A 26,183-nucleotide genomic window follows, 5' to 3' on the forward strand; every position below is an offset into this window, starting at 1 on the left:
CCATCGCGGGCCCGCTCCGGCGGGCCCAAGTCGATGACCGAAGCGCCCCATCCGGGGCGCTTTTTTCGTGTCCGGTCGCGGCTCAGTGGGCTCGCAGGGCCGCGGATCGCTCGCGTTTCAGAATGCCCTCGGCATCCAGGGCGGCCAGCGGGACCCGAGAGTCTGCAGGAATCTCGCCGTCCCGCTGCAGCGCCAGGTAGCGCAGGGCACAGACTCGCAGGAAGGAGGTGAAGTTGCCCAGGTCATGACCGGCGTCGAGGGATTCGTGATAGAGGCGAGTGATCAGCTGTGGCGTTTGCATCCCGTCCCGGGCGGCGATCTCCTCGAATACCCGCCAGAAGGCGGCTTCCATGCGCAGGCTGGTCACCATGCCATCGATGCGCAGCGAGCGGGTCACGCACTTCCAGAGCGCCGGATCGGCATTGACGAACAGCTGACACATTGAGGCGACCTCCTCGATCCGGGAACTTGGGGCGTAGCATCGGCCTGGGCCGTCCCGGCCTCACGCGCCGGGACGGGGACGGCTTGCTCAGTCGGCCAGCAGGGCCTGGAAACGGGCCAGCCAGTCGGGGTGGGCCGGCCAGGCCGGCGCGGAGACCAGCTTGCCCTCGGTCATCGCGGCATCCACGGCAATGTCGGCATAGACCCCGCCGGCGGCTTCCACTTCCGGGCGACAGGCCGGATAGGCGGCACAGTGGCGTCCCTCCAGGACGCCGGCGGCGGTCAGCAACTGCACCCCGTGACAGATCGCCGCCACCGGCTTGTCCGCGTCGAAGAAGTGACGCACCATCGCCAGCACCTCAGGATTCAGGCGCAGGTACTCCGGCGCCCGGCCGCCCGGCACCACCAGGGCATCGTACCCCGCGACCTCGACCGCGGCGAAATCCGCGTTGAGGGTGAAGCGGTGACCAGGCTTCTCAGTATAGGTCTGGTCCCCCTCGAAGTCGTGGATGGCCGTGGCCACGCTGTCCCCGGCCGCCTTGTCGGGGCAGACGGCATGCACCCGGTGCCCCAGGGCCTGGAGCGCCTGGAAGGGGACCATGGTCTCGTAGTCCTCGGTGAAGTCGCCGGTGATCATCAGGATGGTCTTGCCCATGGGGAGGTCTCCCTGTCGTCGTCATCGTCGGCCACCGGCCCGTCCGGTGCCCGTCGATACGCTGACACGGCGCCGCCTGCTGCGGGTAGTAGCCGGCTACTACGCCGGACACGCCCGCCTCCGGGTGTCAATGCCGCCATCCGCGCCCTGTCCCTGACATCTCTCTGTGGCATCATGCCGATCTCATCATCAATGCCGCGAGGAGTCCCCATGAATCCGATCGTCACCCCCGACATCTGCGACGCCTACCCCGAGGTGGCCGTCCTCGATCCCCTCTTCGTCAACTTCGGTGGCCTGGAAGCCTTCTGCGGGCCGGTGCGCACCGTGAAGTGCTTCGAGGACAACTCCCGGGTCAAGGAGGCGGTGAACGAACCCGGCGAAGGTGCCGTCCTGGTGGTCGACGCCGGTGGGTCGACCCGCTGTGCCATGCTCGGGGACATGCTGGCCGAAAAGGCCGCCGGCAACGGCTGGGCCGGGGTGGTGATGTACGGCTGCGTCCGCGACGTCGACGTCCTGGCCGAGACCGAGCTCGGCATCCAGGCACTGGCCGCCCATCCCCGCAAGAGCGAGAAGCGCGGCGAGGGGCAGCGGGACATCCCGGTCGCCTTCGCCGGCGTGACGATCCACCCCGGCCAATGGCTGTATGCCGACAACAACGGCATCCTGGTGGCCGACGAGCGCCTGACCCTGGACTGATGCCCCAGCAGGTTTGCCGGCCTGGACGCCACGGTGCCACCCTAGGAACATGACCACGACGCCACGGTACCCATGCTGGCCCTGCCCCAGCTGACCGGCGATGTGCTGCGCAGCCTGCGCGATCACCTGCGCCCTCTCGTCGCCTATCATCTGTTCTTCACCCTGCTGGCCTCGAGCCTGCTGCTGCCGGCGGCGGGCTGGACCCTGGCGCATCTGCTGGGGCGCTTCCAGCGCCCCCTGATCAGCAACGCCGTCCTGCTCGAGACCCTGCTGACCCCGGGCGGGCTGGCCTGGCTGCTGGGCGCGGTGGGCGTCACCTTCCTGGTGCTCTACCTGCAGCAGGCCGGAATGACCCTGGTCGCCGTGCGTCCCCGGGACAACCATGTCCACCTGGCCTTCGATGCCCTCTGGACCTGCCTGCGCCGACTGCCCTCGCTGTCCGGCCTGGCGCTGCTTCAGGTGGGCAGCCACCTGGCGCTGCTCCTGCCCGCGGTACTGGCCCTGCTGACGCTGCATGACCGCCTGCTGGGGGACCTGGACCCCTACTACGTCCAGCAGGTCCGCCCTCCCGCCTTCTGGCAGTTCGTCGCCACGGCCCTGCCGCTGGTGCTGGGCTGGGCGCTGGCCGCCGCCAGCCTGTACACGCGCTGGCACCTCGCGCTGCCGGTGCTGATCCTCGAAGGCCTTTCGCCGCGACGGGCCCTGGCCCGCAGCTTCCACCTGACCCGTGGCCGAGGCCCCGGGATCGCCGCCTCGATCCTGGTGCTGCTGGCCGGCATCGTCGCCCTGCCCCTGGCGGCAGGCGCCCTCTTCGACGCCCTGTTCACGCCTCTGCTGGGTCACCTCCCCGAGCGACGCCCGGTCCTGGTGCCGGCCATGCTGGGCTATGTCGGTGCCTATGTGCTGATCACCCTGGCCCTCGCCTTCGTCGGCATCGCCGCCAATGCCCTGATGGGGGCCTGCCTCTACCTGCGGCTCGCCCACCGGGAGCCGCGTCCGCCGGCCCCGCCTCCCGGGGCCCATCCCGGACGCCTGGCCTGGGCCGTGGAACTCACCGTGCTGCTGTTCGCGCTCGGCCAGGCCTGGTGGATCATCCATCGGTTCGAGATCCACGAGACGGTGACGATCATCGCCCATCGCGGCAGCTCGCTGGAGGCGCCGGAGAACACCCTGGCCGCCATCGACCGCGCCATGGCCGACGGCGCCGATGTCATCGAGGTGGACGCCCGCCTCACCGCCGACGCTGCGGTGGTGCTCCACCATGACAGCACCCTGTCGAGGCTCGTCGGCGATGATCGACGCATCGCCGACCTCGACCGGGCGGCCCTCGAGGAGATGGACGTGGGGAGCTGGTTCGGCGATCCCTTCGTCGGGGCCCGCATCCCCGGCCTGGACGAGGCCCTGAGGCGGGTCCGGGGGCGGGCCGGGTTGATGATCGAGCTCAAGCCGGATCCGGGTCGGGAACGCCGGCTGGTCGGACGGGTCCTGGAGGTGCTGGCCACGGAGGCCGAGGCCCGGCGTCGCTGCCGGGGGCGAGCACCGGACGGCGTGCGGCGAGCCGCCTGTGGCGAACCCGCGGTGATGCGCGACATCTCGCTGGCCACCCTCTCCTACTCGCTGCTGGGCGAGATCGAACGCCAGGCCCCCGAGGCCCGCACCGTCCTGCTGGCCCAGCTCGTCATGCGCGGCACCCTGCCGAGACGGGGCTTCGATGCCCTGGCCCTGCGCCACAATCGCATCGATGCGTCGGAGGTGCGGCGCGCCCACCACCATGGCTACCGCCTCTATGCCTGGACCATCAACGAGCCGGCCCGGATGTCCCGGCTCATCGACCTGGGCGTCGACGGCATCATCACCGACCGCCCCGACCGCCTGACCCGGCTGCTCGCCGAGCGACGTCGCCTGGGGGACGGTGCCTTGATGCTGGTGAAGCTGCGCAACTGGCTACGGGACTAGCGATATCGCTGGATAGCGCGCGATTCGCCTCAATCGAGCGAACCACTTGACTCGAAAACCGTGATTCGCGTGACGACCGGTCAGACCCGACCAGGCTGCGAGGCGCCGTGCTTCGCCGGCATCAGGCCCGCCGGCTGCGCCAGGCCGCCGAGAGACCGACGCCGGCCAGGCCGGCCAGCCCCGCCGTTCCCCAGCCCAGCGCCTCGACCAGCCGGTGGAAGGCGTCGGGAGCCTCGTGGGGCCGTGCGGCCATGCCATGGGCGGCCAAGCGGGTGCCGCCGTAGAGCAGCAGGGCCAACAGCGCCAGCGGCCAGGCGCCGCCCAGATGCGCCAGCGTCCGGGTGAGGCGCCAGGCGCGCGACGGGGCGGACCGGCGTGCGGCACCGGCGCCTCGCCGTGGCTTGGCGGCGGCGCGCGACGGTGAGGCCCGCCGGGGCGCCAGGCGACCGAACAGCCAGCGACCGGCCCGCCAGAGCGCCCAGCCCAGGGTCAGGCAGACCGACAGCGCCAGGCCGCCCATCACCAGGAAATACGTCATGGAAGCGATCCTGCCAGGATGGAGGCCGACATGATGCCAAAAGACGCCGGCTCAGGGCACCACGACCACCGGTAACGCCAGCCGGGACAGCCAGTCGGGGTCCTCGGCGAGCAGCCCGCGAAGCTCGTCGCGATGCAGCAGCAAGGCGCCGCCGCGACACACCGCGAGCCGTCTCGTCAGCGAGGCGGCGTCGCTGCGGGGTATCGGCTCCGTGCCGTCGAACAGCGCCGACAGGGGCGTGGGGACCGCCGGGGCGTCGCCGGAGGCGGGATCCACCAGGACTCGCAGCGGGCCCGGCGCCGCCGGCGTCCCCTCGTCGTCCCAGACCACTACCGGACAGGGAGCGGAGAGGATCAGGCCGAGGCTGGTGGTGCCCAGCCGGGCACCGAAATGGCCGGTCAGCCCGGCCTTGCCGAGCAGCATGAGATCGCCGGGCGTCGCCAGGGACAGCGCCTCGGCCACCACCCGGCCGCGGCTGATGCGCAATGAGTGCTGCAGACGTCGTCCGGCGACCGCGAGCTCCAGGGCCTGGGCGACCCGTTCGGCCTGTCGCGCCAGGCTGGCCTCGACGCTCGGGGCCGTGAGACGGCGGACCAGCCCCGACTGAGCCCCGATCTCGCTGGCGAACGGGAAGGCGGCGGTGTGCAGCAGATCCTGGTCCTCGACATAGAGCGCCACCAACTCGGCTCCCTGGCGCTCGGCGAGGCGCACGGCGACGGAGAGCGCCGCCAGGCTCTGGCGGGAGGCATCGAGCAGGGTCAGCACCCGGGCCACGGCCAGGGCGAGCTCTTCCCCGCCCTCGCCCCGGCGACCATCACTCTCGCCCATCGGACTCCCCCTCGTCGTCGTTGCCATCGTTACCGCTACCCGGGGGGACGGGGCGCGGCCGGCTACGCCGGACCGCCTCGCGGAACGCCGCGAGGCGCTCGGCGACCCGGTCATCCAGCGACCGCTCGTCCTCTGCCGACTCGGCCAGCAGTGCCAGCGCCTCGTCGACATGATGGATGGCGTAGATCCGGAACCGGTCCGAGGCCACGGCCTCGCGGACCTCGCTCCCCAGCATCAGGTGCTCGACGTTGCTGGCCGGCAGGATCACCCCCTGCCCCGACAGCTCGCCGCGTGCCCGGCACACCTCGAAGAACCCCTCGACCTTCTCGTTGATGCCGCCCACCGCCTGCACCTCACCGTGCTGGTTGATCGACCCGGTGACGGCGAAGGCCTGGTCCAGGGGAAGCCGCGCGATGGCGGACACCAGCGCACAGGCTTCCGCCACCGAGGCGCTGTCGCCCTCCACCCCGCCGTAGGACTGCTCGAAGGCCAGGCTCGCCGACAGCGACAGGGGCTCGTCGCCGGCATAGCGATTGGCCAGGTAGCGGGCCAGGATCATCACCGCCTTGGAATGGACGGGACCGCCCATCTTGGCTTCGCGCTCGATGTCCACGACCTGGCCGTTGCCCGGGCGGGCGGTGGCGGTGATGCGGATCGGCTGCCCGAAGCCGTGATCGGTCAGCCGCAACACCGTCAGGCCGTTGACCTGGCCGACGCGAGCCCCGTCGGTATCGATCATCAGGGTGCCACGGGTGATCAGCTCATGGCTGTGTTCCCGCAGCCGGTCGGCGCGGCGGCGCTGCTCGGACACCGCCCGCTCCACGGACTCGCGGCCGATCGTCTCCTGGCCGTCCTCGCCCGCCCAGTGGTTCGCCTCCACCAGCAGGTCATGCAGATCGCGATGGCGGGCGGTGAGCTTGCGCTGGTCATCGGCCAGCCGACTGGCCCGTTCGATCACCGCGGCCACGCCCTCCGGGTCCAGGGGTCGCAGGTCCTCCTCCCGGGCGAGCATGGCGATCATGCGCGCATAGAGATGGAGCTTGTCGTGGTCGCGGTCGAACTCGTCGTCCAGGTCGGCCTGGACCTTGAACAGCTCCAGGAAGTCCGGGTCGTGCTCGCAAAGCAGGTAGTAGAGCAGGCGATCGCCCAGCAGCACGACCTTGACGTCGAGCGGCACCGGTTCGGGCTCCAGGGTCATGGTGCTGATCAATCCGTAGGCCTGTTCCAGGGATTCGGTGCGGATGCGCCCGCTGGACAGCACCCGCTTGAGGGTCTCCCAGGCGCCGGGCTGGGTCAGCAGGCCGCGCACGTCGAGCACCAGGTAGCCGCCACTGGCCCGGTGCAGGGCCCCGGCACGTATCAGGCTGAAGTCGGTGAGCAGGGTGCCGTTGTGGACCTGGTGCTCGATACGGCCGACCAGGTGCTGGTGGCTGGGCAGGTCCTGGTAGACCACCGGCGCGCCCTGGGCGTCGCCATTGTCCACCAGCAGGTTGATGCGCAGGCGACTGAACACCGCCTCCGGCGGGACCTCGGGCTCGTCGCTGCGGAAGGCATCCACGTTGTCGAGGATCGCCTGGCGAATCCCGGCGAGGTGCGCGAGCACACCTTCGGAGTCCGCATAGCGCTCCTCCAGCTCCTCCAGGGGGCCGCCGATGGCGGACTGGAGCATTTCCTCCGTCAGCGTGTTGATCTGCTCGCGCAGCGACTTGGCCAGCTTGGGCATCCGTCGGATCGCCTGGGTCAGCTTGCGCTGCAGGATCTCGACGTTCCGCTCGATACGCTCGCGCTCCTCCTGGTCGAGGGCCTGATAGGCGTCCGGTGACAGCATCTCGCCGTTCTCGTCGGCCGGCGCGAAGGTGAAGCCGCTGGGGGTGGAGAGCAGCAGGATGTCGTGTTCCCGGGCCTCGCGGCGCACCGCCTCCACGGCATCGCGCTGGCGCTCGCCCATGGCCTGCTTGAGCTCGTGGAGGCGATTCTGGTACTCGTCGCTCTCGAAGACCGCCGGGATGGCGCTGGCGAGTTCCTCGATCAGTCGCTCGATGTCGCCGCGCAATTGTCGCCCGATCCCCGGCGGCACCCGCAGCAGGCGTGGACTGGCGGGGTCATCGAAGTTGTTGAGGTAGCAAAGATCGGGGGGCACCGAGCCCTCGGCGGCGCGATCCTCGAGGAAACGGGTGACCAGCCCCCGCAGCCCGTGACCGGCCGGCCCCAGCACATAGAGGTTGAAGCCGTCGTGGGGAATCGCCGTGCCCAGGGTCAGGGCCTCCCGCGCCCGGTCCTGGCCGCCGATCAGGCCCAGCGGCTCGAGCTCGCTGGTCAGGGCGAAGTCGAAGGTCTCGCTCGGGCAACGCCGGAACACCGCCTCCACCGTCAAGGGTTCCATCATGGCCTGTCTCCTTTGCCGACAGGGCAAGTATGGAAGATGCGCGAGGCCTCTGCCCGAGGCGGGTCAGTTCAGGACATCACGGATGACGGCATGGATGATGTCATGGGTCGCGTCCACCAGGACGACGTCCCATCCGACCCGTCGCCACTCGTAGCCTTCATGGTGGGGCAGGTCACGAAGGATGTCGGTATCGAGACGCTTGGCGATCCCCGGGGGCAAGGGCTTGCCCCGGGCCAGGTTCATGCGGATCCCCGGCGGCAGCCGCTCGCGGTCGTCGATCGCCAGGGTGTCCCGATGCCGGCGAAAGACCTCGCGGATCAGGGTCGCCTCGATGCTCGGCTCCTCGACGTGCCGCGCCGGGGGCGTCTCGTCATGGCCCCTCTCGGCCTGCCCCCCGGCGGCCTTGGCATGACCGGGCGGCTGGCCATTGCCAGGGCTGGCCACCACCGGCGATGCGGCGAGCAGCAGGCTCAGGGCCGTCACCAGGCGATAACGGCGACGTGACCTCATGGGACCTCCTCCTTTGCCGGGTAGCTGCCCTAGTCGTCCATCGTGCAAGCGGCGAGCAGATACGACGCCGCCCGGCGGGCCGGGCGTCGTCGTCATGAGGCGGCGGCGATGCTCAGCCGAGGGTCTCGCCGGCCAGCATGAACCAGGTCTCCAGCACCGCGTCCGGGTTCAGGGACACGGAGTCGATGCCCTGCTCCATCAGCCACTTGGCCAGGTCGGGGTGATCCGAGGGGCCCTGGCCGCAGATGCCCACGTACTTGCCCTGGGCCTTGCAGGCCTGGATCGCCATGGACAGCAGCTTCTTGACCGCCGGGTTGCGCTCCTCGAAGAGGTGCGCCACGATCCCCGAGTCCCGATCGAGGCCCAGGGTCAGCTGGGTCAGGTCGTTGGAACCGATGGAGAAGCCGTCGAAGTACTCCAGGAACTCGTCGGCCAGCAGGGCGTTGGCCGGCAGCTCGCACATCATGATGACCTTGAGGCCGTCCTGGCCGCGCTCCAGGCCATTGGCCGCCAGTAGCTCGACCACCTCGCGGGCCTCGTCGGTGGTGCGCACGAAGGGCACCATGATCTCGACGTTGTTCAGCCCCATCTCGTCACGAACCCGCTTCAACGCCCGGCACTCCAGCTCGAAACAGGGCCGGAAGGCGTCGGAGACGTAGCGGGAGGCCCCGCGGAACCCGAGCATGGGATTCTCCTCGCCCGGCTCGTAGAGCTTGCCGCCGATCAGGTTCTCGTACTCGTTGGACTTGAAGTCCGACAGGCGCACGATGACCCGTTGCGGATAGAAGGCCGCGGCCAGGGTGGAGATGCCCTCGACCAGCTTGTCGACATAGAAGCTGACCGGGTCGTCGTAGCCCGCGGTGCGCAGATCGATGGTCTGCTGCAGGTCCGCCGGGAGGGTGTCGTATTCGAGCAGCGCCTTGGGGTGCACGCCGATCATGCGGTTGATGATGAACTCGAGCCGTGCCAGGCCGACGCCGGCATTGGGCAGGCCGGCGAAGCCGAAGGCCCGGTCCGGGTTGCCCACGTTCATCATGATCTTGAACGGCAGCTCGGGCATCGCGTCGACGCTGGTGACGTTGCGGTCGAACTCGAGCAGGCCGTCGTAGACGTGGCCGGTGTCACCCTCGGCGCAGGACACGGTGACGTCGCGGCCGCCGTCCAGGGCCTCGGTGGCGTCGCCGCAGCCGACCACGGCGGGGATCCCCAGCTCGCGGGCGATGATCGCCGCGTGGCAGGTCCGCCCCCCCCGGTTGGTGACGATGGCCGAGGCACGCTTCATGATCGGCTCCCAGTCGGGGTCGGTCATGTCGGTGACCAGGACGTCCCCGGGGTGGATCTTGTCCATGTCGTCCGGTGTCTGGACGATCTTGACCGCCCCGCGGCCGATGCGCTGGCCGATGGCCCGGCCGGCCAGCAGGGTGCGCCCCTTCTCCTTGAGGTGGAAGCGTTCGAGCTTGCCGCCCTCCTGCTGGGAGACCACGGTCTCGGGACGCGCCTGGACGATGTAGAGCTCGCCGTCATCGCCGTCGAGCGCCCACTCGACGTCCATGGGGCGACCATAGTGCTCCTCGATGATCACCGCCTGGCGGGCCAGCGCCATGACCTGGTCGTCGGTGACGCAGAAGCGGGCGCGGTCGGCCAGCGGCACGTCCACGGTCTCCACGGACTTCCCGGCGCTGGCGTCGTCGGTGTAGACCATCTTGATCAGCTTGGAGCCCAGGTTGCGGCGCAGCACCGCCGGGCGGCCGGCGGCCAGGGTCGGCTTGTGCACGTAGAACTCGTCGGGGTTCACCGCCCCCTGCACCACCGTCTCGCCCAGGCCCCAGGAGGCGGTGACGAAGACGGCGTCGCGGTAGCCGGACTCGGTGTCGAGGGTGAACATCACGCCCGCGGCCCCGGTCTCGGAGCGCACCATCTTCTGGATGCCGGCGGACAGGGCCACGTTCTCGTGGGCGTAGCCGCGGTGCACCCGGTAGGAGATGGCCCGGTCGTTGAACAGCGAGGCGAACACCTCGTGCACGGCACGCTTGATGTTGTCGAAGCCCTCGATGTTGAGGAAGGTCTCCTGCTGGCCGGCGAAGGACGCATCCGGCAGGTCCTCGGCGGTGGCCGAGCTGCGCACCGCCACCTTGAGGTTGGGGTGCAGGGCGACGAGCTTCTCGTAGTGTTCGCGCAGGGCGGCCTCGAAGGCGGGCGGCAGGGGCGTGTCGATGATCCACTGGCGGATCTCGGCGCCGACCCGGGCCAGCTCGGTGACGTCATCGACGTCCAGGGTGGACAGCGCCTGGTTGATGCGGTCGTTGAGGCCCTCGTGGGACAGGAACTCGCGGTAGGCATGGGCGGTGGTGGCAAAGCCGCCCGGCACGGTGACCCCGGCTCCGGCGAGGTTGGAGATCATCTCGCCGAGGGAGGCGTTCTTGCCCCCGACGCGCTCGACATCGTCCATGCCCAGCTGATCGAACCAGAGAATGTAATCGTCCACGAGACCCCCTTGGATTGGATGTCGGCACCACGGTACTCATGACACGCCGTCATGAATGGATGGTGGCGACTCTACCAGCGGGGGACCATATTCGCCATTGGTCTAACATCGAAGTCACTGGAGGTTTTTTACAACAACGCGCCGTTCGGGGCGATTCCTGTAGTCGGCGCCTTGTCTCGCCTCCCGGCAGGCTCGACAATACCGCCATTCTTACCAGCCCGAGCCATCGCCATGACGCGCACCGCCTTCTTCATCTCCGACGGCACCGGCATCACCGCCGAGAGCCTGGGCCGAAGCCTGCTGGCCCAGTTCGAGAACGTCGACATCCGCATGCTCACCAAGCCCTACATCGACAGCGTCGACAAGGCCAGGCGCCTGGTCGAGATCATCGAGGCCACCGCGGTCAAGGACGGCGAGACCCCGATCATCATCGACACCATCGTCGACCAGGACGTGCGCAACGTGATCCGCGACGCGCCGGGCTTCAAGGTGGACATCTTCTCTACCTTCCTCGAGCCCCTCGAGCAGGAGCTGGCCACCCACTCCTCGTACAGCGTCGGCCGTACCCACGCCATCGGCAGCGACGACGTCTACATGGATCGCATCCACTCGGTGCATTTCGCCCTGGACAACGACGACGGCGCCCGTACCCACCAGTACGACGAGGCCGACATCATCCTGGTGGGCGTGTCGCGCTGCGGCAAGACCCCTTCCTCGCTCTACCTGGCGCTGCAGTTCGGCATCCGTGCCGCCAACTACCCGCTGACCGAGGACGACCAGGACGAGGACGGCAATCTCAAGCTGCCCGGGGTGCTGGCCCGGCATCGACACAAGCTGTTCGGCCTGACCATCGACCCCCGTCGGCTGGCGGCGATCCGTCACGAGCGCCGCCCCAACAGCCGCTACAGCTCCATCGATCAGTGCGTCCAGGAGGTCCAGCAGGCCGAGGCCCTCTACCGTCGCATGCACATCCCCTTCATCGACACCACCCGCTTCTCGGTGGAGGAGATCTCGACGCGGATGATCGCCGAGACCGGGATCAACCGGCGCTTCTCGCCGCGCTGAGCGGCCAGGCGAAGGTTCCAGCAGAAAGTCAAAAGTAGCAAGGAAACCCAGCCAGGTGGCCCTCCTGCCAGGAGAACGCCCCGCTGGGAATCGCCGGTGGGGTCCTCTTGTCACTTTCTACTTGTCACTTGCGACTCGGCGGCTCGGCGCTCGGCGCTTGTAGCTCGAGGCTATCTCACCACCCCGGCCCGTCTGAGTCGGGCGATATCGGCCTCCGAGAGCCCCATCTCGGCCAGCAGGGCATCGCTGTCCTGCCCCAGCGCCGGCGGAGGTGCCTCGCTGGTCGCGCTCTCGCCGTCGAAGCGCAGCGGGTTGGCCACCTGGGGGATCCGGCGTCCATCGGACGGGAGCTCCCGATACAGGCCGCGATGGCGCACCTGGGGGTCGTCGAAGACCTCGCTCAGGGTGTTGATCGGCCCGGCGGGGATGCCGCGCGCCTCCAGTTCGACGAGCCAGTCGTCGCGCCCCCGGGTCAGGAAGGCCTCGGCGATCCTCGGCACCAGCACCTCGCGGTTGCCGACCCGGGCGGCGTTGGTCGCGAAGGCCGGATCCTCGGCCCATTCCGGGTGGCCGAGCAGGTCGGCCAGACGGGCGAACTGGGCATCGTTGCCTACGGTGAGCACCAGGTGGCCGTCGGCGCAGGCGAAGGCCTGGTAGGGCACGATGTTGGGATGGGCGTTGCCGTGTCGCTCGGGATCGACCCCGCTGACCAGGGCATTCAGGGCCTGGTTGGCCAGGGTGGCGACCTGGACATCGAGCAGCGCCACGTCGATATGCCGCCCCACCCCGGAGCTGCGCCGCTCGTGAAGCGCCGCCAGCACCCCGATGGTGGCGTAGAGCCCGGTCATCACGTCGGTGATCGCCACCCCGGTCTTCATGGGCATGCCGTCCGGCTCGCCGGTCAGGCTCATCAGCCCGCCCATGGCCTGGATCATGAAGTCGTAGCCGGCCCGGTGGGCATAGGGCCCATCCTGGCCGAAGCCGGTGATGGAGCAGACCGTCAGCCGCGGGTTGCGCGCGCGCAGGCTGGCGGCGTCCAGGCCGTACCTGGCCAGCCCGCCCACCTTGAAGTTCTCCAGCACCACGTCGGCGCCGTCGGCCAGCGCCCGCACCAGGGCCTGGCCGTCCTCGGTGGCGAGGTCGACGGCCAGCGACTGCTTGCCACGGTTGGCGCACAGGTAGTAGGCCGCCAGCCGCTCCGCGCCGCCCACGCCCTCCAGCCAGGGGGGTCCCCACCCTCGGGTATCGTCGCCGCGCCCGGGGTGCTCGATCTTGATCACCCGGGCCCCCAGGTCGGCGAGCAGCTGGCCGGCCCAGGGGCCGGCCAGGACCCGTGACAGGTCCAGCACCACGACGCCGTCCATCGGTCCGCTCATCTTGACTCCTTGCTCACTCGGGGCTGATCCGGCGACAAGCCTGCGAGGAGGCGCTGTGAATACCTCCCTGTACGCTACCGACGCCCTGCGGCGCTCTCGCCTCCTGCGCCGCTTGCAGGACCGGTGCTGGCCATCCCTGGCCAGCCCGTTCGGAGCAGTGCTCCTCACCCCTGGCGTAGGACCTCCTCTTCGGCTTGTCCCCGGCGCCCCTCGTTGGGGACAACTTCGTCGTTTCCATGGGTCAGCAGGTAAAGGCCTGCAGGCCGGTCTGGGCGCGCCCCAGGATCAGCGCATGGACGTCGTGAGTCCCCTCGTAGGTGTTGACCGCCTCGAGGTTCATCACGTGGCGGATGACGTGGTATTCGTCACTGATGCCGTTGCCGCCGTGCATGTCCCGAGCCACTCGGGCGATGTCCAGGGCCTTGCCGCAGTTGTTGCGCTTGATCAGCGAGATGGCCTCGGGGACCAGCTGTCCCTCGTCGATCATGCGCCCCACCCGCAGGGCGGCCTGCAGGCCCAGGGCGATCTCGGTCTGCATGTCGGCAAGCTTCTTCTGGATCAGCTGGTTGGCGGCCAGGGGCCGGCCGAACTGCTTGCGCTCCAGGGTGTAGTCACGGGCGGCGTGCCAGCAAGCCTCGGCGGCGCCCATGCTGCCCCAGGCGATGCCGTAGCGAGCCCGGTTGAGGCAGGAGAAGGGCCCCTTGAGGCCGGTGACGCCGGGCAGGCGGGCGTCGTCGCCGACCTCCACGTCCTGCAGGGCGATCTGACCGGTCACCGAGGCCCGCAGGCTGAACTTGCCCTCGATCTTGGGCGCCGAGAGGCCCTTCAAGCCCTTCTCGAGCACGAAGCCACGGATCACGCCCTCCTCGTCCTTGGCCCAGACCACGAAGACGTCGGCGATCGGCGAGTTGGTGATCCAGGTCTTGGTGCCATTGAGTCGCCAGCCGTTCTCGGTGCGCACGGCTCGGGTCGACATGCCGCCGGGGTCGGACCCGTGGTCGGGCTCGGTGAGCCCGAAGGCGCCGACCCACTCCCCGCTGGCCAGCCGGGGCAGGTACCTGTCCTTCTGGGCCTCGCTGCCGAAGGCGTGGATGGGGTACATCACCAGGCTGGACTGCACGCTCATGGCGCTGCGATACCCGGAGTCGACCCGCTCGACCTCCCGGGCGATGAGCCCGTAGCTCACGTAGTTCATGCCGGCACAGCCGTAGCCGTCGATGGTGGCGCCGAGCAGGCCGAGCTCGCCCATCTCGTTCATGATCTCGCGGTCGAAACGCTCGTGGCGGTTGGCCTCGAGCACTCGCGGCAGCAGCTGCTCCTGGCAGTAGTCGTGGGCGGTCTGCAGGACCATCCGCTCGTCCTCGCCGAGCTGGTCGACGAGGCGGAAGGGGTCATCCCAGGTGACGGGGGTGATCTGGCTCATGGTGGACGCTCCATATTAATTTCTACATTCCATGTGAATGTAGACCTTGTGCGACGCCCTGCCAAGCCTAGGCCGCCGATTCCCCGCCGGAAGACTGATCCAGCACAAGTCGCAACTGCCACCAGGCGAGCCCGGCCATCAGCAGATTGGCCGCGAGCAGGCCGGCGAAGATACCCTCGGGCCCGCCCAGCCAGCCTCCCAGCCAGGCCAGCGGCACGGTGAGCACGAAGAGGCGCACCACCGACAGGCGCATGGCCAGGGCGGGCCGGTGCAGGGCGTTGAGCGAGGACACCGAGAGGATCACCACCCCCTGGGCACCGAGGCCGAGAGGGACCAGCCACAGGAAGGTTCGCAGCACCTCCCCCACCGCATCGCTCTCCGCATAGCTCGCCACCAGCCAGGGAGCCAGCCCCTGAAGCAGGGCCCAGACCAGCAGCTGCCAGGTCAGCACGAAGCCGAAACAACCGAAGATCGCCCGGCGCACCCGGGCCAGCTGGCCGGCGCCGGCGTTCTGGCTGACCAGCGGCGACAGGGTCATGGACAGCGCCAGCACGGCGATCTGCGAGATGGCCTCGAGACGGGTGCCGACGCCGTAGCCCGCCACGGCGGTATGCCCGTGGCTCGCCACCACCCGAGTCACCAGGGCCATGGCGATGGGCGTGAAGACGCTGGTCAGCGCGGCCGGCGCGGCGATCCGCGACAGTTCCGACCAGGAGCGCGCCAGGCGCCGCCACCCGAAGGCCTGCCACACGAACAACCGTCGCAGCCGGGGATAGCGGACGAGCCCCAGGGTCATCAGGGTCCAGCTGATCACGGTGGCCAGCGCCGCCCCCTGGACGCCGAGCGCCGGCAGCGGGCCCGGCCCGAAGATCAGCAACGGATCCAGGACCCCGTTGACCAGCGCGGCCATCGCCATCATCAACCCCGTGATGCGGGTATTGCCGTGGGCGCGCAGCACGCTGTTGAGCACCCGGGGCACGATCATCGCCGCCGCCCCCAGGTACCAGACGCCCATGTAGTCGTGGATATGCGGCATCAGGGTGGCATCGGCACCGAGCAGGCCGAACAGCGGCTCCAGCGTGGCCAGGCCCAGCAGCGAGACCACCAGCCCGACGCCGACCGCCAGCAGCCCCGCATCGGTGGCTCGCTCGCGCACCGCCTCGTGGTCGCCCTGCCCCAGGCGCCGGGCCACCACCGCCGAGGTGCCGATGCCGAGCCCGATGGCCAGGCTGATCACGGTGAATACCACCGGGAAGGTGAAGGCGACCCCGGCGAGGGGGGCGGTACCGAGCCGCGACACGAACCAGGTATCCACCAGGTTGAAGCTCATCATGGCCAGCATGCCGCCCGCCACGGGCAGCGACTTGCGCAGCAGGGTGACGGCGATGGGGTCGTCGAGCAGCTCGGAGCGGGGTGCGGCGGAAGAGGACGGGGCGGACGGGGAAGACATGGGATCCTCGATGGCAGACGGGCCGGGGATTGTGCCCGTTTCGGGCCCGCCTGCCAAAGGGCTCCGCCGGGCGATCCCGGCGGAGGTTCGGGCGATCAGTCCTCGTCGGCCCGGGGCAGCACCCAGTTCAGGACGATGCCCACCAGGGCGGCCAGGCTGACGCCCTGCAGGGTGAACTGGCCGCCGCCGACCTGCATGCCGCCGATGCCGAAGACCAGGATCAGCGACACCACCACCAGGTTGCGCGGCGCGGTCAGCGGCTTGCCGGCGCGCACCAGGGTGTTCATGCCCACCACCGCGATGGAACCGAACAGCAGCGTCATGATGCCGCCCATCACCGGACCGGGAATGGTCTGCAGCACCGCCCCCAGCTTGCCGAGGAAGGACAGGGCGATGGCGATCACCGCGGCGGTGACCATGACCCAGGGGTTGAAGGCGCGGGTCAGGGTGACCGCCCCGGTCACCTCCGAATAGGTGGTATTGGGCGGGCCGCCGAACAGCGCCGCCGTGCCGGTGGCCAGGCCGTCCCCCAGCAGGGTACGGTGCAGGCCGGGCTTCTCCAGGTAGTTGCGCCGCGTCACCGAGCCGATGGCCACCATGTCGCCGATGTGCTCCACCGCCGGGGCGATGGCCACCGGGATCATGAACAGCACCGCCGCCCAGTGGAAGCTCGGGGCGACGAAGTCGGGCCAGGCCAGCCAGGCGGCGTCGCGCACCGGGGCGAAGTCCACCACGCCCATCAGCACGGCCAGCCCGTAGCCGGTGAGGATGCCGCCCAGGATCGGCACCAGGCGGATCAGGCCACGGCCGAAGACCGCCAGTACCAGGGTCACCAGCAGGCTGGCCATGGACAGCACCATGGCCCGGCCGTAGCCGATGGCCTCGCTGGTCTCGCCGGTGGCCATGTCCACGGCCACCGGGGCCAGGGCCAGGCCGATGACCATGATCACCGGCCCCACCACCACCGGGGGCAGCAGACGATGCAGCCAGCCGGTCCCCTTGAGGCGCACCAGCTGGGAGATCGCCACATAGACCAGGCCGGCGGCCATCAGCCCTCCCAGGGTGGCGGGAATGCCGAAGTTGGCCACCGAGCCCTGGATGGGCGCGATGAAGGCGAAGGACGAGGCCAGGAAGACCGGCACGCTCACCCGGGTCACGCCGTGGAAGACCAGGGTGCCGAGACCCGCCGTGAACAGCGCCACGTTGGGGTCGAGGCCGGTGAGCAGTGGTACCAGCACCAGCGCGCCGAAGGCCACGAAGAGCATCTGGGCGCCGACCACGAGGGTACGCAGCGGAGAATCGGTCGGCGCGGGGACGGCCGCCGTGTGATCAATCATGTCGCAGGCTCCAGGAGGACCAAGGGGAGTGGGGATCGCGCGGCATTCTAGCAGCCTCACCACGCTTTTCGAGGCTTGCGACCCGCCGGGGTGCACCGGCGCCCCACTCCGCCGGTCCCGGCAACCACTAACGCCCGGGCACCCCCTCTCCCTCATCGACGTGAGCCCTGGGGGTCGAAGCCGCGAAATACTCTTCCATGCGAGCCTGCGCCTGGTCACCGAAGAGGATGTCGCAGGCTTCGCGCAGGCCGGGCGAAGTGCGAATGGTCTCCTGCGGAACCACCAGCGAGATCTTGGATCGACGCCGCAGGAAGTCCTCGAGCCGGGTGACCATCTCGCGACGTCGTGTCAGCTTGAGTTCTCCGCGCAGATACTCGGTGCCTTCGATGAGCACCTCGCCCTGCCGAGGGTCCTGACGGATGTCCTCGAGCAGCTCCAGGGCCTGGGTGCCGTAGCGCCGCCAGAGCCGGGTGCTGAGGGGCTCCGAAGCGTGCGAGGCGGTCATGGCGTCCAGGTCCATCAGCCGTGCCTGATGCATGAAGGTGTCGCGAACCGAGGCATCGGGTTCGCCATACCAGCGGTAGTCCGGGAAGGGAAACTCGACCCCTAGCCGGCCGACCTCTTCCACCACCTCCTCGCCGACGTTGAGGCAGTCGGTCAGCTTGCCGCCGAAGATGCTCAGATGGCGAGCCTCGGCGTCGATGTCGATGGCGTGCTTGCGGGACAGATTGAGGAAGTCCCGCTCGCTGCCACTGCGCGGCTTCACCGCCAGGGGCCTGACGCCGCAACGGGTTGCGATGATGTCGGACTCGGTGAGCGGCGTGTCCAGCGCCAGGCGCTTGTTGATGTTGTCGAGCACGAACCCGACGTCCTCCTCGGTCACCCCGACCTCCGGAGTCTCGACCCGCGTATCGGTGGTGCCGATGCAGGTACGGGCCCCCATGGGGATGACGAAAAACAGCCGTCCGTCATCGGCGAAGAAGGCGAGCACCCGGCGCTGGTTAGTCAGGCGCGGCACGATCAGGTGTATGCCCTTGGAGAAGACATGCCGGTGCTCGGTCCGCTGGCCCGATAGCTCGTTGTGCCGGTCGACCCAGGGGCCAGCGGCATTGATCAGCACCTTCGACCGGATCTCGAAGCGACTCCCCCCGATACGATCCTGGACCTCGGTGACCCAGTGCTCCCCCTCTCGCCTGGATCCCAGGGACTCGACGTAGTTGGCGGCCACGGTGCCGAAATCCAGGGCCCCGCGCACGAAATTGAAGACGAAGCGGGCATCGTTGTCGTGCAGATAGGCGTCGGAGTATTCGAAGCCGCCCTGAGCGTCCCCGATCGCGATGATCGGCTCCCGGGCCTTGATGTCGCGGGGGCGGAGGAAGTTGGGGCGGCGCGTGAAGCCACTCCCCATCAGCCAGTACAACCAAGTGCCGGCCCAGGGATACAGCGGGTGATGCCGGAAGCCCTTGTTGATGGTGGTCAGGAAGCGGATCTCCTGTACCGTCGAGGGATAGCTCTTGATCAGATGATTGCGGCTCTTGCAGAGCTTGCGCACCAGGGCGAAGTCGCCGCTTTCCATGTACTTGATGCCACCCCACACCAGGTTGGATGACTGCATGCTGGTGCTGCCGGCGAAGTCGCCGCGGTCGATCAGTGCCACCCGGGCGCCCTTCCCGCTAAGCGCCGCGGCGGCGGACGCCCCATTGATGCCGGCGCCGATGACCAGCACATCGAAGACCCGGTCGGGGAGCTTGTGCAGATTGTTCTGTCGTAGTTGCATCTCTGGCCCTTCTTGGAAGCAAGAGGCCCCGCCCGGTGCATGCCGAGCGGGGCCTGGGTCCCGTTGCGGCAACCGTTCACGCTCGTGTCGTCACCCGCCGACGAGCGGCGGGTGGAGCGGGCCCGCATCGGGCCCGCCCGGGGTCATCCACGCGTGCCGGCGCCCATCCACTCCTCCATCATCTCGTCGTAGGGCACGGTGCGCCCCTGAGGCATCTCGTCATCAAGCTTGGCCTTGGGCGAGCCGGGCTGGGAAAGCCAGTGCTCGGGATCTCGCTCCTCGTTGAGGTCGGGCGCGTAGTCCTCGAAGACCCTCGCCCGAGCCAGGCGTGCCATGATGCTGTCCATGTCCCCGGCCAGGTTGTCGAGCGCCTCCTGGGCCGAGATATCGCCACTGACGGCGGGCGCCAGGTTCTGCCACCAGAGCGGGGCCATGCGCGGGTAGTCCGGCACGTTGGTGGAAGACGGCGTCCACTGAGACTCGTTGGGACTGCGGTAGAACTCGACCAGGCCCCCCAGCTTCGGCGCCATCTCGGTCATCTGCTCGGAGAAGATGTCGGACTTGCGGATCGGCGTGAGGCCGGCCATCAGCTTCTCGAGCGACACGGTCTTGGACACCGTGAACTGGGCGAACAGCCAGGCGGCGGTACGGCGGTCTGCGGGGGTGGAGTCGAAGAAGGTCCAGGAGCCCACGTCCTGATAGCCGACCTTCATGCCCTCCTCCCAGTACGGTCCGGTGGGAGACGGTGCCATGCGCCACTTGGGCGTCCCGTCCGCGTCGGTGACCGGCAGGCCGGGGTCAGTCATGTCGGCGGTGAAGGCCGTGTACCAGAACATCTGCTGGGCGATGTTGCCCTGGGCCGGGACCGGTCCCGCCTCGCCGAAGGTCATGCCACTGGCCTCGGGCGGCGCGAACCGGTCCAGCCAGTCGACCATCTTGGTGACGGCGAACACCGAGGCCGGCGAGTTGGTGGCCCCGCCACGGCTCACGCTGGCGCCTACCGGCTGGCTCTGTTCATTGACCCGGATCCCCCAGTCGTCGACCGGATTGCCGAACGGGACCCCTGGGCTGCCCATGCCCGCCATGGAAAGCCAGGAGTCATGGAAGCGCCACCCCAGCGAGGGGTCGCGACGGCCATAGTCCATATGGCCGTACACCTTCTGGCCGTCGAGTTCACCGACGTGTTCGGTGAAGAACTCGGCGATGTCCTCGTAGGCGGTCCAGTTGGTGGGCACCCCGAGATCGTAGCCGTAGATCTCGCGGAACTGCTCCTGAAGGTCATCGCGCTGGAACCAGTCATAGCGGAACCAGTAGAGGTTGGCGAACTGCTGGTCCGGCAACTGGTAGAGGTTGCCGTCCGGCCCGGTACCGTACTGGAGCCCGATGAAGTCCTCCAGGTCCAGGGTCGGCAGCGTATAGTCCGCCCATTCGTTCTCCATGGCGCGGGAGAGGTTGACGGTGGTGCCGTAGCGGATGTGGGTACCGATGGCATCTGAATCGTTGACGTAGGCGTCGTAGATGTTGCGCCCAGACTGCATCTGAGTCTGCATGTTGTTCACCACATCACCCTCGCCGATGATGTTGTGGGTGACGTCGATGCCGGTCAGCTCGCCGAAGGCCTCGGCGAGCACGTCCCGTTCGTAGATATGGGTCGTCAGGCCCTCGGCGACGGTATTGATCTCCATGCCGCGGAAGGGCTCGGCCGCCTCCGCGAACCACAGCAGTTCCTCGATCTGTTGCTCGCGGGTCAGCGTCGAATCCTGGAAGTGCTCGTCGACGAGGCGTTCGGCGATGGCACGGGCATCATGGTTGTCGGCCTGCAGGGCACCGCTTGCCAGCATGACGCCGGCAGCCAGCAGAGAGAGTCGCATTCTTGTCGGTTTCATATTGACCTCTTCGTTGGTGATCGTTCGTCCTTGAACCTTCGACTCCATGTGCTTTGTGTCAGCCCCAGCGCATCAGGATGAGCATCCAGAGGATGGAGATGCCCAGGGCTAGCCAGAGACTCAGTGGCGTGAACCCCACCACCATCAAGTGGATGTAGGCGGTGGAAAGCAGGCCGATGAACAGGCGATCTCCTCGCGTGGTCGCGATCGGCAGGAAGCCCTTTCGCTCGAGCGAGGGAGAGGTGACTTCCCAGGCTGTCATCCCGGCGAGCATGGCCGCGATGACCGAGAAGAAGATCGCGGTAGGAGTGGTCCAGACCATCCATTCCATGTCATATCCTCCTCAGGTCCGGCCCAGGGCGAAGCCCTTGGCGATGTGGTGGCGGACGAAGTAGACGACGACGATGCCGGGCAGGATAGTGAGCGTGCCGGCGGCAGCCAGTGTGCCCCAGTCGATGCCGGAGGCCCCCTTGGTCTGGGTCATGACCGAGGCGATGGGCTGGGCATCGGTGGCGGTCAGGGTGCTGGCCAGCAGCAACTCGACCCAGGAGAACATGAACAGGAAGAACAGGGTGACGCCGATCCCCGAGCTGATCATGGGAATGAAGATCTTGACGAAGAACTTCGGGAAGCTGTAGCCGTCGATGAAGGCGGTCTCGTCGATCTCCTTCGGTACCCCGCTCATGAAGCCCTCGAGGATCCACACCGCCAGCGGGATGTTGAACAGGCAGTGCGCCAGGGCCACGGCGATATGGGTATCGAAGAGCCCGACCGTGTAGTAAAGCTGGAAGTAAGGCAGCAGGAAGACCGCCGGCGGGGCCATCAGGTTGGTCAAGAGCCAGAAGAAGAGGTGCTTGTCACCGATGAACTGGTAGCGACTGAAGGCGTAGGCCGCCGGCAAGGCCACCACGATGGTGATCGCCATGTTCATCAGCACGTAGGTGATGGAGTTCACGTACCCCATGTACCAGTTCGAATCGGTGAAGATCTTGGCATAGTGCTCGAGGGTGAACGTCTCGGGCCACAGGGTCAGTCCGCCGAGGATCTCGGTATTGGACTGGAAGGACATGTTGAGCAGCCAGTAGATCGGCAGCAGGACGAAGACGATATAGGCCGCCATCAGGCCCCGACGGCGCCATTGGCGACTCGCCGGCCGGGCCTTGCGCCGCCGACGGGCGTCGGCGGCGGCCGCGCTCTTGCGCACGGCTTCGGGGGTAGTGGGAATCGTATCGGTCATCTCAGGCCTCCCCTTCCTTCTTGTTGTCTTTCTGCATGTTCATGATGGCGGTGTAGAACACCCAACTGACGAGCAGGATGATCAGGAAATAGATCAGCGAGAATGCCGCCGATGGCCCGAGATCCTGCTGGCCGATCGCCATGGTGGTCAGCGACTGGCTCAGGAAGGTGGTCGAACTGCCGGGGCCTCCACCGGTGAGAACGAAGGGTTCGGCATAGATCATGAAAGAGTGCATGAAGCGCAGCAGCACCCCGATCACCAGGACATTGGTCAGCTTGGGCAGCTGGATGAAGCGGAAGACGGCCCACTTGGAGGCACGGTCGATCCGTGCAGCCTGGTAGTAGGCGTCAGGGATGGAGCGCAGGCCGCTGTAGCAGAGCAGCGCGATCAGCGGCGTCCAGTGCCAGACATCCATCAGGATGATGGTTACCCAGGCATCCACCGGGCTGGCCGTGATGTTGTAGCCGTACCCCAGCTCACGCAGGCTCCAGCCCATCAGGCCGATATCCCCCCGGGTGAAGATCTGCCAGATGCTGCCCACCACGTTCCAGGGGATCAGCAGCGGCATGGTGACCAGGATCAGCACCGCCGAAGCCTGCCACCCCTTCTTGGGCATGAGCAGGGCGATACCGATGCCCAGGGGCACCTCGATGGCCAGCACTGTCAGCGAAAAGGCGAACTGGCGAAGCACCGCCGCGTGCAACTCGGGGTCGTTGAGCATCTCCTTGAACCACTCGGCGCCGGTGAAGAACCTCGTGTTGGCGTCGAAGACGTCCTGAACCGAGTAGTTGACCACGGTCATCAGGGGGATGATGGCCGAGAAGGCCACCAGCAGCAGCATGGGCAGGATCAACCACCAGGCGCGGTTGTTCTGAACTTTATTCATGATCGATCTCCACGCGGAATTCGTCGACGTACAGGCCGAGGCGTTCGTCGGGGAAACGGAGGTAGGCGCGGCCGACGGGGACGGCCTGGTCCTCCTCGATGCGGGCCTTGAGGGGGGTGTCACCGAGCCTCAGATAGACGATCGAGTAGGTGCCCAGATCCTGGGCATGCTCGACGACCGCCTCCATGCCGCCTTCGACCGGGGCCTCATGGACCTCGACGAACTCGGGCCGAATGCCCAGCTTGACGTTTGTCGAACGGGCGCCCTCGATGGCTCGCCGGACCCCCGGCCCCACACTCAGCTCGGTCTCATCGGCCAATACGCGACCGTCGCGAAACGAAACATCGAAGAAGTTCATACCGGGACTGCCGATGAAATAGCCGACGAAGGTATGGTTCGGCGTCTCGAACAGCTCCCGGGGGGTGCCGAACTGCACTACCTGCCCCTCGTACATCACGGCGATCTTGTCGGCGAAGGTCGAAGCTTCGAGCTGGTCATGGGTCACGTAGACCATGGTGATCTCGAAACGCTGGTGGATCTCCTTCAGCTTGCGGCGCAGCTTCCACTTCAGCTGCGGATCGATCACGGTGAGCGGCTCGTCGAACAGGATCGCCGAGACATCGTCCCGAACCAGCCCGCGACCCATTGACACCTTCTGTTTCTCGTCGGCGGTCAGGTTCTTGGCCTTGCGCTTGAGTTGGGCGGTCAGCTCCAGGACATCGGCCACTTCCATGACCCTCTCGTGCACCCGGGCTTCCGGCGTCTTCACGTTACGCAGCGGGAAGGCGAGGTTGTCGTAGACCGTCATGGTGTCGTAGATGACGGGGAACTGGAAAACCTGGGCGATGTTGCGCCCCTCCGGCGGCAGGGCATTGACCCGCTCGCCGTCGAAGAGCACGTCGCCACTGGAGGGCTCCAGCAGTCCGGAGATGATATTGAGCAGCGTCGACTTGCCGCATCCCGACGGGCCGAGCAGCGCATAGGCACCGCCCTGATGCCAGACGTGATTCATCTCGCGAATGGCATAGTCCTCGGGTGACTTGGGGTCGGAGAGATAGGTGTGGGCCAGGGATTTCAGGGTGATCTCGGCCATGTCAGATGCCTCCCAGGTGGGTCGGGATATGCACCACGGCACCATGCCGGTCGAAGGCATAGACCTTGTGGGTCGGGAAGTAGAGGGTGACGGGCGCGTCGACCCGGAACTCGTGGACGCCCTCGAGATGCACCGTCAGGTGGAAGAGGTCGTTATGGACATGCAGAAAGGTCTCGGAACCACTGATCTCGGCCAGGTCGACGATCATCTTCACGGCGATGTCATCCTCGCTCCGGGGCGTCAGCGAGATATGCGAGGCACGGATACCGAAGCTGTATTCCCCGGGAGGCAGCGAGCGCAGATCCTCGTTCACCGGGAAGTGCAACCGCTTGTCGAAGGTGACCTCGGCCCCGGAGATGATGCCGTCGATGATATTGATCGGCGGCTCAGAGAACATCTCGGCGGTCAGGATGTCCCGGGGACGGTGATAGACGTCCTCGGTGCGGCCGTACTGGAGCAGGCGCCCCTCATGCAGGACCGCGGTGTTGCCGCCCAGCACGAGCGCCTCGGCGGGCTCGGTGGTCGCATAGACGGCGATGCAGTTGCGCTCGGCGAAGACAGCTCGAAGCTCCTCGCGGAATTCCTCACGGAGCTTGTAGTCCAGGTTCACCAAGGGCTCGTCGAAGAGCACGATATCGGCATCCTTGACCAGCGCCCGTCCCATGGCGGTGCGTTGCTGCTGGCCGCCCGAGAGCTCCAGGGGCAGGCGGTCCAGGAAGGGCTCGATATGCAGCATCGCGGCGATCTCGCGGACGCGACGATCGATCTCGCGACGCTCCACCTTGGCCAGCCTGAGGGGGGAGGCGATGTTGTCGTAGACGCTGAGGCTCGGATAGTTGATGAACTGCTGATAGACCATCGAGACGTTGCGCTTGCGCACCGAACGTCCCGTGACATCCTGGCCATCCATCAGCACCCGCCCCCGGGTCGGGACATCCAGTCCCGCCATGAGGCGCATGAGGGAAGTCTTCCCGGACAGGGTGCGCCCGAGCAGGACATTGAACGAACCCGGCCTGAGTTCGAGGTTGACGTCATCGATGTGCGTCTCACCGCCGACCACGCGATCGATGTGTTCGAGGATCAAGGACATACAGTTCTCGGCTGTGTTGTTGTTGACGGTATTCGGAAACTGCTGGGAAGAAGCCTAGCCAGTTTCGCAACCACGCACAAATGTACACAACCGAAAATCCCCGCCGGCTCGCCGACCTACCCCCGATCTACGAGATACACCTTTGTTTTTAATTGTGTTTTTTAACGCATAAAACTTTGGTCGCAGAGCACGAGACACGCTGGGCGATGCGCCAACCACATGCCATCATGATCACCAATGATCGAATTCGAACATTGCAAGGCGTCGGGAAGACGACGATGCACGCCGATGAGTCGAGTTCGCGGCAAGGAACGGCCGGCGGGCTGCCGGCCATCGAGCGGGAGGGAGAGAGGGAGGGAGGGAATTCAGCGGGTGCCGAAGATCTTGTCGCCCGCATCGCCTAGGCCGGGGACGATGTAGCCGTTCTCGTCGAGGTGGTCGTCCACCGCGGCGGTATAGATCTCGATGCCCGGGTAGGCGTCCTGGACCCGCTTGATCCCTTCCGGCGAGGCCACCAGGACGATCACCTTCATGTGCTGGCAGCCGCGATCGCGCAGCATGTCCAGGGTCGCCACCATGGTGCCGCCGGTCGCCAGCATCGGATCGATGACGATGGCCATGCGCTCGTCGAGATCCCCCGCGAACTTGGCGAAATAGGGCACCGGCTCCAGGGTCTCCTCGTCCCGGTAGAGGCCGACCACGCTGATGCGGGCGCTGGGGATCAGGTCGGTGACGCCGTCGAGCATGCCCAGGCCGGCGCGCAGGATGGGCACGATGGTGACCTTCTTTCCCTTGAGTTGCTGCACCGGGATCGGCTCGCCGCTCCAGCCGGTGATCTCCTGGGTCTCCAGCTCCAGGTCCTGGGTCGCCTCGTAGGTCAGCAGCTTGGCCACCTCGCCGGCCAGTTCACGGAAACTCTTGGTGCTGATGCCGGCTTCGCGCATCAACCCCAGCTTGTGCTGGACCAGCGGATGATGGATGGCATGGACACTCATGGGCGGACCTCTTCGGCGGGGGGATTCGTCGGCAAGCATGGACGCACGCGGGGCATGCGTAAAATCGCGCGCT

General features: G+C 67.5%; 22 protein-coding genes. 3 read left to right on the forward strand and 19 right to left on the reverse strand.

Annotated features, from left to right (window positions below; all coding sequences use genetic code 11):
• Positions 1 to 82 precede the first annotated feature (82 nt).
• Positions 83 to 442, reverse strand: a complete 360-nt coding sequence (locus BEI_RS09905) for a ribbon-helix-helix domain-containing protein (RefSeq protein WP_097789371.1) — start codon at positions 440 to 442, stop codon at positions 83 to 85.
• A gap of 87 nt (positions 443 to 529) precedes the next feature.
• A complete protein-coding gene (locus tag BEI_RS09910) occupies positions 530 to 1,096 on the reverse strand; it encodes a DJ-1/PfpI family protein (RefSeq protein ID WP_097789372.1) in 567 nt (188 codons plus the stop codon).
• Positions 1,097 to 1,306: 210 nt separating this feature from the next.
• On the opposite strand from BEI_RS09910, the gene rraA reads away from it, so the two are divergent.
• On the forward strand, positions 1,307 to 1,792 hold the full coding sequence (rraA, locus tag BEI_RS09915; protein ID WP_097789373.1) for a ribonuclease E activity regulator RraA: 486 nt from the start codon (positions 1,307 to 1,309) through the stop codon (positions 1,790 to 1,792).
• 72 nt (positions 1,793 to 1,864) lie between these two features.
• On the forward strand, positions 1,865 to 3,748 hold the full coding sequence (locus BEI_RS09920; RefSeq protein ID WP_097789374.1) for a glycerophosphodiester phosphodiesterase family protein: 1,884 nt from the start codon (positions 1,865 to 1,867) through the stop codon (positions 3,746 to 3,748).
• Between the two features lie 121 nt (positions 3,749 to 3,869).
• Here BEI_RS09920 and BEI_RS09925 read toward each other — a convergent pair whose 3' ends face one another.
• From BEI_RS09925 to ppsA, 5 genes are all read right to left on the reverse strand, one after another.
• Complete coding sequence (locus BEI_RS09925) at positions 3,870 to 4,286, reverse strand: hypothetical protein (protein WP_097789375.1); 417 nt, start codon at positions 4,284 to 4,286, stop codon at positions 3,870 to 3,872.
• A gap of 51 nt (positions 4,287 to 4,337) precedes the next feature.
• Positions 4,338 to 5,114: a universal stress protein gene (locus tag BEI_RS09930; RefSeq protein WP_193765089.1), complete on the reverse strand. Its 777-nt coding sequence runs from the start codon at positions 5,112 to 5,114 to the stop codon at positions 4,338 to 4,340.
• On the reverse strand, positions 5,101 to 7,500 hold the full coding sequence (locus BEI_RS09935; protein ID WP_097789377.1) for a Lon protease family protein: 2,400 nt from the start codon (positions 7,498 to 7,500) through the stop codon (positions 5,101 to 5,103). Before BEI_RS09935 ends, BEI_RS09930 begins: the two co-directional genes overlap by 14 nt.
• Before the next feature lie 63 nt (positions 7,501 to 7,563).
• Complete coding sequence (locus BEI_RS09940) at positions 7,564 to 8,010, reverse strand: anti-virulence regulator CigR family protein (protein ID WP_097789378.1); 447 nt, start codon at positions 8,008 to 8,010, stop codon at positions 7,564 to 7,566.
• A gap of 112 nt (positions 8,011 to 8,122) precedes the next feature.
• Positions 8,123 to 10,495 (reverse strand): phosphoenolpyruvate synthase, encoded by a 2,373-nt coding sequence (ppsA, locus tag BEI_RS09945; protein WP_097789379.1) that lies wholly within the window; start codon positions 10,493 to 10,495, stop codon positions 8,123 to 8,125.
• Positions 10,496 to 10,726: 231 nt separating this feature from the next.
• On the opposite strand from ppsA, the gene ppsR reads away from it, so the two are divergent.
• On the forward strand, positions 10,727 to 11,560 hold the full coding sequence (gene ppsR / locus BEI_RS09950; protein ID WP_097789380.1) for a posphoenolpyruvate synthetase regulatory kinase/phosphorylase PpsR: 834 nt from the start codon (positions 10,727 to 10,729) through the stop codon (positions 11,558 to 11,560).
• A 170-nt stretch (positions 11,561 to 11,730) separates the two neighbouring features.
• Here ppsR and BEI_RS09955 read toward each other — a convergent pair whose 3' ends face one another.
• The 12 genes from BEI_RS09955 to upp form a co-directional block, all read right to left on the reverse strand.
• Positions 11,731 to 12,936: a CaiB/BaiF CoA transferase family protein gene (locus BEI_RS09955; protein WP_097789381.1), complete on the reverse strand. Its 1,206-nt coding sequence runs from the start codon at positions 12,934 to 12,936 to the stop codon at positions 11,731 to 11,733.
• Positions 12,937 to 13,177: 241 nt separating this feature from the next.
• Positions 13,178 to 14,359 (reverse strand): acyl-CoA dehydrogenase, encoded by a 1,182-nt coding sequence (locus BEI_RS09960; protein ID WP_097789382.1) that lies wholly within the window; start codon positions 14,357 to 14,359, stop codon positions 13,178 to 13,180.
• Between the two features lie 67 nt (positions 14,360 to 14,426).
• The gene (locus BEI_RS09965; protein WP_097789383.1) at positions 14,427 to 15,809 is read right to left on the reverse strand and encodes an MATE family efflux transporter; all 1,383 of its coding nucleotides are present in this window, start codon (positions 15,807 to 15,809) and stop codon (positions 14,427 to 14,429) included.
• A 95-nt stretch (positions 15,810 to 15,904) separates the two neighbouring features.
• Positions 15,905 to 17,146 carry a uracil-xanthine permease family protein gene (locus BEI_RS09970; RefSeq protein WP_097789384.1) on the reverse strand — a complete coding sequence of 414 codons (1,242 nt, stop codon included), beginning with the start codon at positions 17,144 to 17,146 and terminating at the stop codon, positions 15,905 to 15,907.
• 127 nt (positions 17,147 to 17,273) lie between these two features.
• Entirely contained in the window at positions 17,274 to 18,923 is a 1,650-nt protein-coding gene (locus tag BEI_RS09975; RefSeq protein ID WP_097789385.1) for a glycerol-3-phosphate dehydrogenase/oxidase, read from the reverse strand.
• Positions 18,924 to 19,066: 143 nt separating this feature from the next.
• Entirely contained in the window at positions 19,067 to 20,794 is a 1,728-nt protein-coding gene (locus BEI_RS09980; RefSeq protein WP_379828891.1) for an ABC transporter substrate-binding protein, read from the reverse strand.
• Between the two features lie 73 nt (positions 20,795 to 20,867).
• Positions 20,868 to 21,140, reverse strand: coding sequence for a DUF2160 domain-containing protein (locus BEI_RS09985; RefSeq protein WP_097789387.1), 273 nt, complete (start codon positions 21,138 to 21,140; stop codon positions 20,868 to 20,870).
• Positions 21,141 to 21,152: 12 nt separating this feature from the next.
• On the reverse strand, positions 21,153 to 22,046 hold the full coding sequence (locus BEI_RS09990) for a carbohydrate ABC transporter permease (RefSeq protein WP_193765090.1): 894 nt from the start codon (positions 22,044 to 22,046) through the stop codon (positions 21,153 to 21,155).
• Position 22,047: 1 nt separating this feature from the next.
• Positions 22,048 to 22,932 carry a carbohydrate ABC transporter permease gene (locus BEI_RS09995; protein ID WP_193765091.1) on the reverse strand — a complete coding sequence of 295 codons (885 nt, stop codon included), beginning with the start codon at positions 22,930 to 22,932 and terminating at the stop codon, positions 22,048 to 22,050.
• Positions 22,925 to 24,025 (reverse strand): ABC transporter ATP-binding protein, encoded by a 1,101-nt coding sequence (locus tag BEI_RS10000; protein WP_097789388.1) that lies wholly within the window; start codon positions 24,023 to 24,025, stop codon positions 22,925 to 22,927. The genes BEI_RS09995 and BEI_RS10000 overlap by 8 nt, the downstream gene beginning before the upstream one ends.
• A gap of 1 nt (position 24,026) precedes the next feature.
• On the reverse strand, positions 24,027 to 25,115 hold the full coding sequence (locus BEI_RS10005; protein WP_097789389.1) for an ABC transporter ATP-binding protein: 1,089 nt from the start codon (positions 25,113 to 25,115) through the stop codon (positions 24,027 to 24,029).
• 365 nt (positions 25,116 to 25,480) lie between these two features.
• Positions 25,481 to 26,110, reverse strand: coding sequence for a uracil phosphoribosyltransferase (gene upp / locus BEI_RS10010; protein ID WP_097789390.1), 630 nt, complete (start codon positions 26,108 to 26,110; stop codon positions 25,481 to 25,483).
• Positions 26,111 to 26,183 lie beyond the last annotated feature (73 nt).

Source organism: Halomonas beimenensis, from assembly GCF_002549795.1.
In the GTDB taxonomy this organism is placed as follows: Bacteria; Pseudomonadota; Gammaproteobacteria; order Pseudomonadales; family Halomonadaceae; genus Halomonas; species Halomonas beimenensis.